The organism is Nocardiopsis sp. MT53 (genome assembly GCF_019598965.1).
GTDB lineage: Bacteria > Actinomycetota > Actinomycetes > Streptosporangiales > Streptosporangiaceae > Nocardiopsis > Nocardiopsis changdeensis.
This window is the reverse complement of the sequence record NZ_CP080599.1, coordinates 4939427-4954045: the sequence shown is the minus strand read 5'-3', so window position 1 is coordinate 4954045 and position 14619 is coordinate 4939427. Positions and strand designations below refer to the sequence as shown.

The 14619-nt window shown below is 74.0% G+C and carries 11 protein-coding genes; 4 read left to right on the top strand and 7 right to left on the bottom strand.

Translation table 11 applies throughout. The annotated features are described in order from the left end of the window. The first annotated feature begins 2 nt into the window (after positions 1-2). Both K1J57_RS21880 and K1J57_RS21875 read left to right on the top strand, forming a co-directional pair. Positions 3-1349, top strand: a complete 1347-nt coding sequence (locus K1J57_RS21880) for an FAD-dependent oxidoreductase (protein WP_220565698.1) — start codon at positions 3-5, stop codon at positions 1347-1349. Between the two features lie 372 nt (positions 1350-1721). After that, positions 1722-5000: a penicillin-binding transpeptidase domain-containing protein gene (locus tag K1J57_RS21875; protein ID WP_220560469.1), complete on the top strand. Its 3279-nt coding sequence runs from the start codon at positions 1722-1724 to the stop codon at positions 4998-5000. A 34-nt stretch (positions 5001-5034) separates the two neighbouring features. On the opposite strand, the gene K1J57_RS21870 is transcribed toward K1J57_RS21875, so the two are convergent. From K1J57_RS21870 to K1J57_RS21845, 6 genes are all read right to left on the bottom strand, one after another. After that, a complete protein-coding gene (locus tag K1J57_RS21870; protein WP_220560468.1) occupies positions 5035-5325 on the bottom strand; it encodes a DUF3040 domain-containing protein in 291 nt (96 codons plus the stop codon). Between the two features lie 179 nt (positions 5326-5504). Next, on the bottom strand, positions 5505-6557 hold the full coding sequence (locus K1J57_RS21865; RefSeq protein WP_220560467.1) for a sulfate/molybdate ABC transporter ATP-binding protein: 1053 nt from the start codon (positions 6555-6557) through the stop codon (positions 5505-5507). Next, on the bottom strand, positions 6539-7363 hold the full coding sequence (locus K1J57_RS21860) for an ABC transporter permease (protein ID WP_220560466.1): 825 nt from the start codon (positions 7361-7363) through the stop codon (positions 6539-6541). The genes K1J57_RS21865 and K1J57_RS21860 overlap by 19 nt, the downstream gene beginning before the upstream one ends. Next, entirely contained in the window at positions 7360-8172 is an 813-nt protein-coding gene (modA, locus tag K1J57_RS21855) for a molybdate ABC transporter substrate-binding protein (RefSeq protein ID WP_220560465.1), read from the bottom strand. The genes K1J57_RS21860 and modA overlap by 4 nt, the downstream gene beginning before the upstream one ends. Next, a complete protein-coding gene (locus K1J57_RS21850; RefSeq protein ID WP_220560464.1) occupies positions 8165-8566 on the bottom strand; it encodes a molybdopterin-binding protein in 402 nt (133 codons plus the stop codon). The genes modA and K1J57_RS21850 overlap by 8 nt, the downstream gene beginning before the upstream one ends. A 218-nt stretch (positions 8567-8784) precedes the next feature. Then, positions 8785-10356, bottom strand: a complete 1572-nt coding sequence (locus K1J57_RS21845; protein ID WP_220565697.1) for a glycoside hydrolase family 10 protein — start codon at positions 10354-10356, stop codon at positions 8785-8787. 366 nt (positions 10357-10722) lie between these two features. Between K1J57_RS21845 and K1J57_RS21840 the strand changes: the two genes are divergently transcribed. Further along, a complete protein-coding gene (locus K1J57_RS21840; protein WP_220560463.1) occupies positions 10723-12000 on the top strand; it encodes an isochorismate synthase MenF in 1278 nt (425 codons plus the stop codon). Positions 12001-12067: 67 nt separating this feature from the next. Continuing rightward, positions 12068-12520, top strand: coding sequence for a GNAT family N-acetyltransferase (locus tag K1J57_RS21835; RefSeq protein ID WP_220560462.1), 453 nt, complete (start codon positions 12068-12070; stop codon positions 12518-12520). 72 nt (positions 12521-12592) lie between these two features. Here K1J57_RS21835 and K1J57_RS21830 read toward each other — a convergent pair whose 3' ends face one another. Next, positions 12593-14608 (bottom strand): PhoX family phosphatase, encoded by a 2016-nt coding sequence (locus K1J57_RS21830; protein WP_220560461.1) that lies wholly within the window; start codon positions 14606-14608, stop codon positions 12593-12595. Positions 14609-14619: the final 11 nt, after the last annotated feature.

Here is a 14619-nt window from a genome sequence, read left to right as displayed (position 1 = left end):
GAGTGGGAATCGTTGGTGCCGGTCCGGCGGGAATCTACGCCGCCGACCTGCTCACCAAGGACGAGACCCTGTCCGCGTGCGGCACGTCCGTCAGCATCGACATCCTCGACAAGCTGCCCTCCCCCTACGGCCTGGTCCGCTACGGCGTCGCCCCGGACCACCCCCGGATCAAGCAGATCCAGGGAGCCCTGCACAAGATCCTCGACAAGCCCGAGATCACCTTCTACGGCAACGTCGAGTACGGGCGGGACCTCAAGCTCGACGACCTGCGCAGGCACTACGACGCGGTCATCTTCTCCACCGGCAGCGACCGCGACCGCCCCCTGGACATCCCCGGCATCGACCTGCCGGGAAGCCACGGGGCCGCCGACTTCGTCTTCTGGTACGACTCCCACCCCGACGTCTCGCCGTCCTGGCACGTCGAGGGCACCAGCGTCGCCGTGATCGGCGCGGGCAACGTCGCCGTCGACGTGGCCCGCATCCTCGCCAAGAACGCCGACGACCTGCTCGAGACCGACATCACCGACAACGTGTACGAGGGCCTGCGCGCCAAGCAGATCACCGACGTGCACGTCTTCGCCCGCCGCGGCATCGCCCAGTGCAAGGCCACCCCGATGGAGCTGCGCGAGCTCGACAAGCAGCCCGGGGTCGAGGTCATCGTCTACCCCGAGGACTTCGAGATGGACGAGGGCAGCCTCCAGGCGTGCGAGGACTCCAACCAGACCAAGACCAACGTCAAGGTGCTCCAGAACTGGGCGCTGCGCGACCCGCGCGGTGAGGACGTCCGCCTGCACCTGCACTTCCTGCACTCGCCTGTGGCGGTGCTCGGCGAGGACCGGGTCACCGGTTTCCGCACCGAGCGCATGGAGCTCACCGGCGACGGCGGGGTCAAGGGCACCGGCGAGTTCGTGGACCACGAGGTCCAGGCCGTCTACCGGGCCATCGGCTACCTGGGCTCGCCCCTGGCCGACCTGCCCTTCGACGAGGAGAACGGCGTCGTCCCCAACCGCGAGGGCCGGGTCCTGGACCTGGACGACAACCACATCCCGGGGGTCTACGCCACCGGGTGGATCAAGCGCGGACCGGTGGGCCTGATCGGCCACACCAAGGGCGACGCCCTGGAGACCGTCACCAACCTGGTCTCCGACCGCGAGTCGTTCACCCCGGCCGCCGAGCCGGACCCGGTCGCGTTCCGGGCCCTGCTCGAGGAGCGCGGCGTGGAGTACACGACCTGGGAGGGCTGGCAGCGGATCGAGGCCCGGGAAGAGGAGCTGGGGGCCGAGCGCGGCCGCAAGCGCCTCAAGCTGCTCACCCGTGAGGAACAGACCACGGTCGCGCGCCAGGGCTGACCCCGCGCGAACGTCCCGGCCGGCCCCGCGCCCCTCTGCGGGGCCGGCACCCTATTCCCACCCGCAAAGGGTTCCCCACCGTGAGATTGCGCATGCGACTCGCCGGGGGAACATGGAACAACGGCCCGGTTCCATGGGTTAGAGTCACTGTTGGTCGGTGTGGTAGCAAGTGTCCCCCGGGCCTCAACTATTGCCTTCGCGGAATACCGCGTACGGCCCCCGCCAGGGGAGACCGTACGGTCCGGAGCCCCGTTGTGCCCCGCGCCGAGAGGCGACCGCCATGCCGACCATCAGTCTCGTGCCCCGCTCCCACCGAGGTGGGAGCGGGGCATCTTGGTATTCTCCCCGAAAAACGACGAAGGACGGTCAGGCGTGGACGAACGGTCCCCCCGACAACCGGATTCCTCCGGGCCGCCCGAGGAGTCGGGCGACACCCCGACCCGAGGCGTTCGCCCGGAGAACCCCTATCGCATTCCGCAGCGGCCCCCGGCCCCGGGCGGGACGGCCGCCGGTGGCCCGTCCGACCGTCCTGAGAGCTGGGACATCCCGTACCCGGCCGCCCAGGGCCCCACCGGCGAGTGGACGCCCCCTCGTCCCGAGGAGACCCCTCCCACGGACACCTGGAAGGACTGGCAGGCCCCGAGCGAGGAGCCCGAGGCCGCACCCGACCGGGACGCCGACGGCCCGGAACGGGCCACCGCCGCATGGGACGCCCCCGGCGGCGCGCCCGCACCGGAGGAGCGGCCCACCGGGGCCCACCGGAGTGCCGGCCCCGCCACGGACGGCGGCGATCAGGGCGACGCCTGGGGCGAGCAGCCGCCGGGAGCCCACCGGAGTGCCGGCCCCTCCTGGGACGACCGTCCCGGCGCCACGCCCGCGACGGGTGACTCCTGGGACGGCGGCGACCAGAGCAACTCTTGGGACGACACCGACAGCGGCCCGCAGCAGGCCGCCGCTGGGTGGGGCGAACGCCCCGGCGACGCACCCGCATGGGGAGAACAACCCGGCGACACACGCGGCACGAACGACGGCTGGAACGCCCAGAGCGGCCCCCAGCAGACCGGCGCTGCGTGGAGCGACTCCGGCGATGCGCCCGGATGGGGCGAGCAGCCCGGCAACGCGCGCGGGTCGGACAACACCTGGGACGACAGCGACCAGGGCAACTCCTGGGGCGCCAGCAACAGCGGCCCGCAGCAGACCGCCGCGGGGTGGGGCGAACAGCCCGCCAACGCGCGTGGATCGAACGACACCTGGGATGACACCAACAGCGGTCCGCAGCAGACCGCCACCGGGTGGGGCGAGCAACCCGGCAACGCGCGCGGCGCGAACGACGGCTGGAACGCCCAGAGCGGCCCGCAGCAGACCGGCGCCGCGTGGAGCGGCTCCGGCGACGCACCCGGATGGGGCGAACAGCCCGCCAACACACGTGGGTCGGACAACACCTGGGACGGCAGCGACCAGGGCGACTCCTGGGGCGACAGCAACAGCGGCCCGCAGCAGGCCGCTGCTGCATGGAGCGGCTCCGGCAGCAACGAAGCACCCGCTTGGGGCGAACAGCCCGGCAACGCGCGCGGGTCGAACGACACCTGGGGCGAGACCCACAGTGGTCCCCAGCAGGCCGCCGCTGGGTGGGGCGAACGGCCCGGCGACGCGCGCAGCGCGAACGGCGGCGGGGACGCCCAGAGCGGCCCGCAGCAGACCGGCGCCGCGTGGAGCGGCTCCGGCGACGCGCCCGGGTGGGGCGAGCAGCCCCCGGGGGCGGGCGGCATGGGGCCGCGGCCGGCGGAGCCCGGGCACGGGGACCGGTGGAACGGACCGCAGCAGGGCGCCGGCGACGGCCACGGCGCCCCCCCGCCGGGCCCCGGCGGGCCGCGCGACGGCTGGGACGACTGGGACGGCGAGCCGCGGGACGCGGAGTCCGCCCCCCGCGGCGACGGCTTCGAGTACCTCTACCACGGCAACGCCGCCGCGCCGCCGGAGCAGCCCGACCAACAGCCGCGCAAGTCCAGGCGCGGCCTGGTCATCGGCCTGATCGCCGCGGGCGTGGTGCTGGCGCTGATCGGCGGCGGCGTCTCCTGGTACGTGCTCACCCTCCCGCAGCCCGAGGAGGCGGTCGAGGAGTACGCGGCCGCCTGGGAGGCGCAGGACTACGAGCGCCTGGCCGCCGTCACCACCGGCGGTGGCGCCGCCGAGGTCCTCGGCGGCATCGCCTCCGGGATCGGGGTGGAGAGCGTCGACGTCACCGTGGGCGAGCCCACCGCCGACGGCGGCACCGGCACCGCCTCCTACGAGGTGGCCGTCGGCCTGTCCAACGCCGGCGACTGGGGCTGGGAGGGCGAACTCCCCCTGGTCCGCCAGGACGGCGAGTGGCTGGTGGACTTCTCCCCCGAGGTGGCGTTCCCCGGCCTGGCCGAGGGCCAGACCCTGGCCCGCACCGCGGTGTGGGGCGAGCGGGGCCAGATCCTCGCCGCCGACGGCACCCGCCTGGACACCCCGGACATCTCCGGCTCGCTGCAGATGATCGTCGGCGGCATGGGCGAGGCCACCGAGGAGGACATCGAGCGGCTGGGCCCCGCCTACCGGGTCGGCGACACCGTCGGTACCAGCGGGCTGCAGCGCACCTACGAGGAGCGGCTGGCCGGACAGGCCGCCACCACCATCGTCATGGTGGACGCCGGCACCGAGGCCGACGCCGTGGAGGCGACCGACGAGAACACCGTCGCCAGCCTGGACGGCGCCCCCGGTGAGAACGTCGTCACCAGCATCGACATGGCGGTGCAGAACGCGGCCGCCAACGCCATCATCGACTCCGACGACCCGGCGGGCATGGTGGCGATCCGGCCGTCCACGGGCGAGATCCTCGCCGCGGTGAACGTCCCCGGCGGGTTCAACCGGGCCTTCGAGGGCCGCTACCCGCCCGGCTCCACGTTCAAGGTCGTCAGCTACAACGCGCTGCTGGACGGCGGCCTGACCATGGACACCCAGTTCCAGTGCCCCAAGGAGTACAACCCGGGCGGCTGGGAGTTCACGAACGCGGGCGGCGCCGAGTACGGCGCGCAGACGATGACCCAGGCGTTCGCGACCTCCTGCAACACCGCCCTGGTCCAGGCGGCCGTCGACAACATCGACGCCAACACCCTGCTGGCCAGCGCCGAGCTGTTCGGGATGAACGCCCCGATGGACATCGGCGTCCCGACCTTCGAGCCGGTCTACCCGCTCTCCGAGGGCGCCGTCATGCTGGGCGCCCAGGCGATCGGCCAGGGCCAGGTCGAGACCTCGGCGCTGCACATGGCCACGGTCCCGGCCGCGGTCGCCGACGGCAACTGGCGGCCCCCGCTGCTGGTGACCGAGCCGGCCGCCGAGGCCCCGGCCGAGCCGCGCCCGATCCCCAACGCCGAGGCCCTGCGCACCATGATGCGCGCGGTCATCACCGAGGGCACCGCCGAGAACCTGCCCTTCCAGGGCGAGGTCTACGGCAAGACGGGCACGGCCGAGTTCGGCACCGCCGAGGGCGAGGACGAGGAGCTGCCCAGCCACGCGTGGATGGTCGGCTTCAAGGGCGACGTCGCGTTCGCCGTGGTGGTGGAGGGCGGCGGCGGCGGTTCCTCCGTCGCCGGCCCGATCGCCGCGAAGTTCACGAACGCGCTGTGACGCGCGACGGCGGGCGGCCTCGGCCGCCCGCCGTTCAGCGGCCCTCGTCGGCGGGCTGCAGGGTCTGCGCGGGTGCCGGCGCGGACGGCTGCTCGACGGGCTGCGGCGCGCCGGGTGTGAGGACGAACAGCAGGACCAGGAGTCCGGCGGTGACGGCCGCGATCAGGCCGCAGGCCACCCAGGGCTTCCAGCCGCTCAGGCCGGGTTCGGCGGGCGCGTCGGGGTCCCCGAAGGAATCCAGGCGTTCGGCGAGCTCGGGATCCTCCTCGCCGAGCCGCCTCTCGATCTCCTCGAGGATTCTCCGCTCGTGCTCTCTCAGGGACATGGCGCACCCTCCTTCAGCGGCCGGGGGAAGGTCTACTATCGCCACCGGGTGTCCTACAGTCTCCCCAGCGGAGCGCGAGGATATCCCCGGCTTCCGCGGGTTTTCCCGGCCGTTCCGGACCCCCGCAGGTCACCGCCGCCCGGCGTCCCGACACGGGGGAACGGCGTCCCGCGCAGCGGTCATCCGGGGTAGCACTCGGCCTCCGCGGCCTTGACCCCGGCCCAGACGGTGCCGCCGCGGACGAGCCCCAGCTCGGCCAGTGCGGCCGGGCTGATGTCGGCGGCCAGGTCGAGCGCTCCGGTCAGGTGTACCCGCACCTGGTCGCCGAACCGCTCCACCCCGTCCACGGTCAGCTCCCACAGGTTGCGCGGGCTGCCGTCGGGGCGCCGCCGGTACAGGGCGACGGCCCGGGGCGGGAACGCCACCAGCGCGGAGCCGCTGTGCGCCTCGTGCACCTCCACCACCGCTCCGCCGTCCAACAGGACGGCGGTGCCGTCGGCCCGCCCGCGGAACAGGTTGAGCCCCACCAGCCGCGCCACGTAGGGGGTCCGGGGGCGGCGGGCCACCTCGGCGGGCGCCCCCTCCTGGACCACCCGGCCGCCCTCGACGACGGCGATGCGGTCGGCCAGCACCATGGCGTCCAGCGGGTCGTGGGTGACCAGCACCGTCGCCCCGTCGAACTCCTCCAGCAGGCGGCGCAGCCGTCCCCGCACGCGGACGCGGGTGCTCACGTCCAGGGCGGCCATGGGCTCGTCCAGCAGCAGCAGGCGCGGGCGCACCGCCAGCGCGCGGGCCAGCGCCACGCGCTGGGCCTGCCCCCCGGACAGGTTCCGGGGCCGCGCGCGGGCGTACCCGGCCAGGTCCATGTGGTCGAGCAGCTCGGCGGCGCGGGCGCGGGCGTCGGCCTTGGACGCCCCCTGGCAGCGCGGCCCGAACGCGACGTTGTCCAGCGCGCTCATGTGCTGGAACAGCAGGTAGTCCTGGAACACCATGCCGACGGGCCGCCGCTCCACGGGGGTGCGCGTGTGGTCGTCCCCGTCCACTCGCACGTGCCCGCCGTTGAGCGGCAGCAGTCCGGCCAGGGCTCGCAGCGCCGAGGACTTGCCCGCCCCGTTGGGGCCGAGCAGGGCCAGCACCTCTCCGGCCGCCACGGACAGGGCGACGTCCAGTTCGAAGTCGCCCCGGCGCAGCCGGAGGTCGGCAGAGAGCACGCTCACGCGGCGTTCACCCATTTCTCGCGCAGGGTGGCCAGCACGGCCAGGGACACCAGGAGCAGGACGAGGCTGAGCACGATCGCGGCCTCGGGGTCGCGCTGCATGGCCATGTAGACGGCCAGCGGCATGGTCTGGGTGGTGCCGGGGAAGTTGCCGGCGAAGGTGATGGTGGCGCCGAACTCGCCCAGGGCGCGGGCCCAGCACAGGATCGCCCCGGCGCCGATGCCGGGCAGCACCATGGGCAGGGTGACGCGGGTGAACACGGTGACCCGCCCGGCACCCAGGGTCGCCGCGGCCTCCTCGTAGCGGCGGTCGGCCCCGCGCAGCGCCCCCTCGACGCTGATGACCAGGAACGGCATGGCGACGAACACCTGGGCCAGGACCACGGCGGCGGACGTGAAGGGGACGGTGATCCCGAACCACGCGTCCAGGTAGCGCCCGAGCAGGCCGTTGCGGCCGAGCACGAGCAGCAGCGCGACGCCGCCGACCACGGGCGGGATGACCAGGGGCACGGTGACCAGGGCGCGCACGATCCGCCGCCCGGGGAAGTCGGTGCGGGCCAGCAGCCAGGCCAGCGGGACCCCCAGGACCAGGCAGAGGGCGGTGGCGACGGTGGCGGTGGACAGCGACAGCCACAGCGCGGCCAGCACCTCGGGTTCGGTGACCCGGCGGCCCATGTCGTGCCAGGGCGCGCGCACGACCAGCCCGAGCAGAGGCAGGACGAGGAAGGCGACGCCCGCGAGGGCGGGCAGGACCAGCGGCCAGGGCGGCCTGCCGGACCGGGCCCGCAGGGCGGGCCCGGTCCGCGCGGAGCCGCGGGTCACGGGGTGCCGAACCCGGCGTCGGCGAGGGCGGCGGCGCCGGTCTCGGACAGCACGAGGTCGATCCAGGCGGCGGCCAGGTCCGGGGCGGGCGCGTCGGCCAGCAGGGCGATCGGGTAGTCGTTGACGGCCGCGTCCGCCTCGGGGAAGGCGATGCCGGTGACGGCCTCCCCGGCGGCGATCACATCGGTCCGGTAGACGAGTCCGGCGTCGACCTCGCCCAGTTCGACCTTGGTCAGCACCGCGCGGACATCCTCCTCGTAGGTGACGGGGGTGACGTCGAGCCCTGCGGCGTCCAGCGCGGTCGCCGTGGCCGCGCCGCACGGGACCTCCGGTGCGCAGAACGCCGCGGAGACGCCGTCCCGCGCGAGGTCGTCCAGGCCCTCGATCCCGGCGGGGTTGTCGGCGGGCACGGCGATCTGGAGGGTGTTGGTGGCGAAGACCGCGCCGTCGCCGTGTTCGTCCGCCCACTCCCGGTCCAGGCCCTCCCCCTCGGCGACCTGCGCCATGGTGTCGGTGTTCGCGGCCGCGAACACGTCCGCGGGCGCGCCGGAGCCGATCTGGGCGGCCAGCTCGCTGCTGCCCGCGAAGTTGAAGACGACCTCCGTCCCGGGGTTGTCCGCCTCGAACTCCTCGGCCAGGGACTCGAAGACGTCGGTGAGGGAGGCGGCGGCGAAGACGGTCAGCTCGCCGGCGGGGCCCCCGGCGTCCGGGCCCGCCGGTCCGGGCCCGGTGTCGCGGTCCGCGCAGGCGGTGAGGGCGAGGGCCGCCGCGGCCAGCGCCGCGACGAGCCGCAGGGGGGTGTCACGCATGGCGGTCTCCGCTCGTCTCGACGATCACGTTCGTGGACTTGACCACGGCCGTGGCGGTGGCGCCGACCTCCAGGCCGAGTTCGTCGGCGGCCTCGCGGCTCATCAGCGAGACGATGCGGTGCGGCCCCGCCTGGACCTCCACCTGCGCCATGACGGTGTCGCGGACGATCCCGGTGACCAGTCCGTGGAAGCGGTTGCGCGCGGAGGAACGGTGGCGGTCGGGGTCCTGGTGGGACCCCTCGCGCATGAAGGCGGCCAGGTCGGCCCCGTCGAGGAGGCGGCGGCCGGAGGCGTCGCGGGAGGCGCCGAGGCGGCCGGCGTCGACCCAGCGGCGCACGGTGTCGGCGCTGACGCCGAGCAGTTCGGCGGCCTCGCTGATCTGGAAGGTGGGCATGGGAGCAATCTACCGCTCGCAGATGCGAGGGTGGCAGCCCCTCAAGGCTGGCGGATCACAACTTTTTCGCGCCGAAAGGGCCGCATTCGTCGGATGATCGTCCGAACGGTGCCCGCGCGGGGGACTCCCCCGGGCAGGGCCGCGGCCGCCCGGGGCGGGCGCTCCGGGACACGGCGCGGCCCCGGTCCGCAGGGGGCCGGGGCCGCGTCCGGTACCGGTCAGCCGCGGGGGGCGGCGATCTCGCCGACCGGCCCCTGGGCCCGGTAGTCGTCCAGGGCGGTGACCGCGTACACCGTGTCGTCCCCCGCACCGGTGTCGTCGAACGAGGTGCCGCCGGTCACGCCGACGAGGTTCTCCGGGGTGAGCGCCTCGCAGGCCGTCTCGTCCCCGGCCTCGGCCGCCTCGGCGGGCAGCCGGTACACGGCGTAGAAGCGGGCGCCCTCGGCCTCCTCCCAGGACACCTCGACCCCGTGCTCGCCGGCGCGGGCCGAGACCCCGGCCACGGCACCGACCCGGGCCTCCTCCTCGCCGGAGTCGGTCCGCGGCGGCAGGGCCGGCTCGGCGTAGTGGCCGCCGAGCAGGTCGTCCACCGCGTCCGGGTTCTCGCGCAGGCTCTTGATGGAGAAGTAGATGTCGCCGCCGACCCCCTCCAGCCCGCCGGAGTAGTCGAGCTGGCTGGAGAGCGCGTCGTCGGAGGTCCACCCGTCCTCGCCCAGGCGGTAGGCGGCCTGGCCGATGTACAGGTCCACGCCGGTGCCCTCGACCTCGTCCGCCCACCAGTCGGTGAGCGCCTCGTAGTCGGCGGTGCCGAACCCGCGCTCCCAGTACAGCTGGGGGGCGACGTAGTCGACGGTGCCCTCCTGGATCCAGGTGCGGGTGTCGGCGTACTGGGCGTCGTAGGACTGCAGGCCGGAGCTGGGCGACCCGCTGGGGTCGGTGCTCTGGTTGCGCCAGATGCCGAACGGGGAGACGCCGAAGCTCACCCACGGCTCGGTCTCCTGGATGGCGCCGTGCACGTCGCGCATGAGCTGGTCGACGTTGTCGCGGCGCCAGTCGTCGCGGTCGTCGAAGTCCCCGCCGTGCGCCTCCCAGGAGGCGTCGTCGTCGAACTCCTCGCCGTCCTTGGGGTAGGGGTAGAAGAAGTCGTCGAAGTGGACGCCGTCGATGTCGTAGCGCTCGACCACGTCCATGATCACGCCGGTGACCCAGGCCCGCACCTCGGGGTTGCCGGGGTCCACGTAGGCCTCGTCGCCGTAGTCCACCAGCCATTCGGGGTTCTGCTTCACCGGGTGGTCGTCCACCAGGTTCTCGATGTCGGGGTCCTGCAGGCCCACCCGGTAGGGGTTGAACCAGGCGTGCAGCTCCAGGCCGCGGGCGTGCGCCTGTTCCACCGCGTACTCCAGCGGGTCGTACCCGGGGTCGCCGCCCTGCTCGCCGGTGAGGTAGCGGGCCCAGGGCTCCTTGTCGGAGGCGTACACGGCGTCGGCGGTGGGCCGCACGTGCAGGAACACGGCGTTGAGGCCCATGGCGACGGCGTCGTCGAGGTAGGCGTCCAGCTCCGCCTGCTGCTCCTCGGCGGACAGGCCGGGCTCAGAGGGCCAGTCGATGTTGCGGACGGTGGTGAGCCAGGCGCCGCGCATCTGCCGCGCGGAGTCGGCCGAGCACAGCGCGTCCGCGGTCCGGACGGTGCCGCCGGTGTCGTTGCGGCTCCCGCTGGCGCCGTCGCCGGGCGCTCCCCCCGGGGCGCCCGCGGCGCATCCGGCGAGCAGGACGGTGGACGCGGCGGCCATGGTCGCCCAGCGCGCGGCGCGCGGTACGGCCACGGTCCGTGCCACAGAACCCTTCAAAGCGATGTCTCCTCTTGGAAGCCGGGGCGGCGCCCGTTCCCCGGAGCGCCGTGCCGTGGACCAGCGTAGAGGACAATGTCAATTTTCGGACACGATTGAGCCAATCTGTGGACAACCTCGCACAAGCCCCGGGAAGGGAACATCGCCCCAGGTCAATGCGGCACCCCGGATCCCCATGGCTCCACCGGCCCCGGGTACGGAAACCGTCGCGGTGCGGGCCCCGTCACGCCGGCAGAGGGGTTGACCCTCCCCTCCCCCGGCCCCCGGTCCGGGCTCGCGAGGGCACCGGGCGACCTAGACTCGGGTGACGTGAACGCCGCTGTGTGCCCTCCCAAGCTCTTCGTCCGGACCGTTCCGCTGCGCGGCGGCGCCGACTCCCTGGTTCGCCGCCTGCCCGCCGGGGCCCCGCTGGCCTGGCTGACCGGCGACGACGGCCTGGTCGGCTGGGGCCGGGCCGCCCACTGGAGCCCGGACGCCGAGCCCGCGGGCACCGAGCCCACCGACACCACCCGGTTCACCGAGGCCGCCCGCTGGCTCAACGGGGTGCTGGAGCGGGCCGTGGTGGAGGACGAGGTCGGCCTGCCGGGCACCGGCGCCGTCGCCTTCGGCACGTTCACCTTCGCCCCCACCTCCACGGGCTCCACCATGGTGGTCCCCCGCGTCCTGCTGGGCCGCCGCGGCGACCGGGCGTGGCTGACCACCGTCACCGACGAGCCCGGCGTCCACCCCGGGGAGCTGCTGTACCCGGCCCCCGCGCCGCGCCCCGTCGGCCCCCTCTCCTGGGACACCGGTGAGCTCACCGCCCGGGAGTGGGGCGGCGTCGTCGCGGACACCGTCGCGCGCATCCGCGCCGGGGAGCTCGACAAGGCGGTGCTGGCCCGCGACCTCGTCGCCCGGGCCGAGGGCCCCATCGACGTGCGCACCCTGCTGGAGCGGCTGCACGCCCGCTACCCGCAGTGCTTCACGTTCTCGGTCGCGGGCATGGTCGGCGCCACCCCCGAACTGCTGCTGCGCCGGGAGGGCGAGGAGCTGTCCTCCCTGGTGCTGGCGGGCACCCGCCCGCGCGGCGCCGACACGGAGGAGGACGAGCGGCTCGCGGAGGAGCTGATGTCCTCGGCCAAGGACGTGGAGGAGCACGGGCTGGCGGTGGACTCCCTGCGCGACGCCCTGGCCCCCCTCGCCGAGGAGCTGGCGGTCCCGGCCTGGCCGCACCTGCTGCGGCTGGCCAACGTCCAGCACTTGGCCACCCGCGCGCACGCCCGGCTGCGGCCGGGGGTGTCGGCGCTGGACGCCGTGGCGGCCCTGCACCCGACCGCCGCCGTGGGCGGCACCCCCACCGCCACCGCGATGCGCCTCATCGACGAGGTGGAGGGCATGGACCGGGGCGGCTACGCGGGACCGGTCGGCTGGGTGGACGGCGCGGGCAACGCCGAATGGGGCATCGCCCTGCGCAGCGCCCACGTGGACGGGGCGACGGCCCGGCTGTTCGCCGGGTGCGGGATCGTCGCCGGGTCCGAGCCGGAGTCGGAGATCGCCGAGACCGAGTCCAAGTTCCGGCCGGTGCGCGAGGCCCTCACCGACGGGTGAGCCGGGCCACGCCCGGCGGCGCGGAACGGGAAACCGGCCCGTAACACGCCCGGTATACCGTCACGCCATGCAGATCGACTTCGTGGCCTGGGACGATCCCGACGCCACCGCTCTCCGGGCCGGGCAGCGCGCCGAGATCGCCCAACGGTACGGGACCCCCGACTCCGAGCCCGGCACGCCCCCGTCGGCGTCCGACATCGCCGTGTTCGCGCTGGCCCGGGCCGCCGACGGCACCGCGGTGGCCTGCGGGGGCCTGCGCGACCTGGGGCCGGACGAGGGCGGCGAGGTCAAGCGGATGTACGTGCTGCCCGGGCACCGGGGGTCGGGGGCGGCCCCGCGGCTGCTGGCCGCCCTGGAGGAATGGGCGCGCGACCGGGGGTGGAAGCGGCTCCGGCTGGAGACCGGCGACCGCCAGCCCGACGCGGTGCGGTTCTACACCAAGTCCGGCTACACCCCGGTGGAGCCCTTCGGCGCCTACGCCGGCGAGCCCTCGTCGCTGTGCTTCGGCAAGACCCTGTAGGACGCGCCGACACGAACCGGCCCCGGGGCTCCCCCACGATGGAGTCCCGGGGCCGGTGTTCGGGGGCGCCGGTCACCTGCCGACGGCGCGACCGCCCTTGTGCCAGATGCAGACCACCGACGGGCGCGGGAAGTCGCCGTCGGGCCACACGCTGGTGGGCGCCTCGAAGGTCCCGTCCTCACCGGGGTGCTGCGGGGCCAGGAAGACCGTCTTGTCGTCCTTGGTGATGAACGGGCCGCACGCCTCGGCGTCCACCGGAACGGTCGCGAAGGTCTTCAGCTCGCCGCGGAAGCGCCCCTCGACGGGCATGACGTGCAGGCCGTCGTTGATCCCCAGGGTGCCGGGCTGGCCGTCGGTGGAGATCCACAGGTTGCCGTCGCTGTCGAAGGTGACGTTGTCGGGCGAGGAGATCGGCATCACCTTGGACTTGTCGTAGCCCGCGTAGTAGGTGTCCTCGTCCTCGGGGTTCCCGCACACCAGCGGCACGGTCCAGGCGAACGCCTCGGCGGCGGCGTCGCCGTTGTGCTCGATGATCTCCAGGATGTGGCCGTGCTTGTTGGGGCCGCGCGGGTTGGGCTCGTCGGCCTGGCCAGGCTCGCGGGCGGTGTTGTTGGTCAGGGCCACGTAGACCTTGCCCGTGGCGGGGCTGGCCTCGATGTCCTCGGGGCGGTCCATCTTGGTCGCCCCGGCGGCGTCGGCGGCCAGGCGGGTGTGGACGAGCACCTCGGCGACGCTGAAGCCGTCCACAAAGCTCGTGGTGTCGCTGGCCAGCGGGATCCAGTCGCCGTAGCCGTCGAACTCGCCGTCGGCGGGCAGCGCGCCGGACCCGTCGATCTCCTCCTCCGGGCTGTTGCCGGTGAGGCGGGCGACGAAGAGCGTGCCGGTGTCCAGGAGGGTGAGGTTGTGGCGGGTGTCGCCCTCGCGGAACTTCTTCGCGCTGACGAACTTGTAGATGTAGTCGAAGCGCTCGTCGTCGCCCATGTAGGCGACCGCGCGGCCGTCCTCGGCGAGGCGGACGGTGGCGCCCTCGTGCTTGAAGCGGCCGAGCATGGTGCGCTTGGCGGGCGGGGCGGAGGGGTCGAGGGGGTCGGTCTCGACGATCCAGCCGAAGCGGTTCACCTCGTGGGGGTGCCGGGAGAGGTCGAAGCGCTCCTCGACCCGGTCCCAGCGGCGGCCCGAGGCACCGGTGGACAGGCCGTAGCGGGCGTACTCGGGGCTCGCCGGGGCGTTGCCGAAGTACTGGTTGAAGTTCTCCTCGCCGCTGAGGAAGGTGCCCCAGGGGGTGTAGCCGCCCGCGCAGTTGTTGAGCATGCCCCGCACGGTGGTCCCGGTGGGGTCCTCCTCCGTCTTGAGCAGGTCGTGCCCGGCGGCGGGGCCGGTGAGGGTGAACGGGGTGTCCGTGGTGATCCGCCGGTTGTAGCGCCGCTCGCCGGTGCTCAGGCGCCACTGGCCGGTGCGGCCGACCCGCTCGACCTCGACGATGGAGCCGCCGTGGGCGGCCATGGCGATCCGGATCTGCTCGGGGGTCGCCGAGGCCCCGTTCCGGTAGCCGCGGAACATGAGGTTCTCGTTGGTGTACTCGTGGTTGACCCACAGCAGGCCGCGGTTCTCGTCGAGCTGGTGGAGGCCGACGTAGTCGCAGTTGTAGCCGAACTGCTGCGCCTGGGCCTCGGCGGTCTGGTTCTCGACGTCGAACTCCGGGGCCCCGGGCAGGACGGGGTCGCCCCAGCGGACGACGACGTGCTGCTCGTAGCCGTTGGGGATGGTGACCTTGTCGTCGTTGTTGGGCAGGACGCTTCTGAAGGTCGGCCGGGGGGCGGGCTTGGGGCGGCCGGGGCCCCGGTCCGCGACGGCGGGGGCGGCCATGCCCAGGGCGCCGGCACCGGCGCCGACCACCGCGGCGCCCAGCATCGAGCGGCGGGAGAGCGCCTTGGCGAAGATGTCACCGAAGTAGGCGTTGTCGCTCTTGTTGGGAGCGGGGTGGAAACAGGCATCACCGCAGCGCAGCTCGCAGGTCCTGCGGGAACGGCCACCGCCGACCGTGTCGACGAACGGCAGCAAGCGGCGGCGGGGCGCGGATTCGGGCACACCTTCTCCTC

Bases quoted from the DNA above. Each gene is read 5' to 3' on its own strand.
- K1J57_RS21870 (WP_220560468.1), bottom strand. From the start codon at position 5,325: ATGTCCCTGAGAGAGCACGAGCGGAGAATCCTCGAGGAGATCGAGAGG.
- K1J57_RS21865 (WP_220560467.1), bottom strand. From the start codon at position 6,557: ATGGGTGAACGCCGCGTGAGCGTGCTCTCTGCCGACCTCCGGCTGCGC.
- modA (WP_220560465.1), bottom strand. From the start codon at position 8,172: ATGCGTGACACCCCCCTGCGGCTCGTCGCGGCGCTGGCCGCGGCGGCC.
- K1J57_RS21850 (WP_220560464.1), bottom strand. From the start codon at position 8,566: ATGCCCACCTTCCAGATCAGCGAGGCCGCCGAACTGCTCGGCGTCAGC.
- K1J57_RS21845 (WP_220565697.1), bottom strand. From the start codon at position 10,356: ATGGCCGCCGCGTCCACCGTCCTGCTCGCCGGATGCGCCGCGGGCGCC.
- K1J57_RS21835 (WP_220560462.1), top strand. From the start codon at position 12,068: ATGCAGATCGACTTCGTGGCCTGGGACGATCCCGACGCCACCGCTCTC.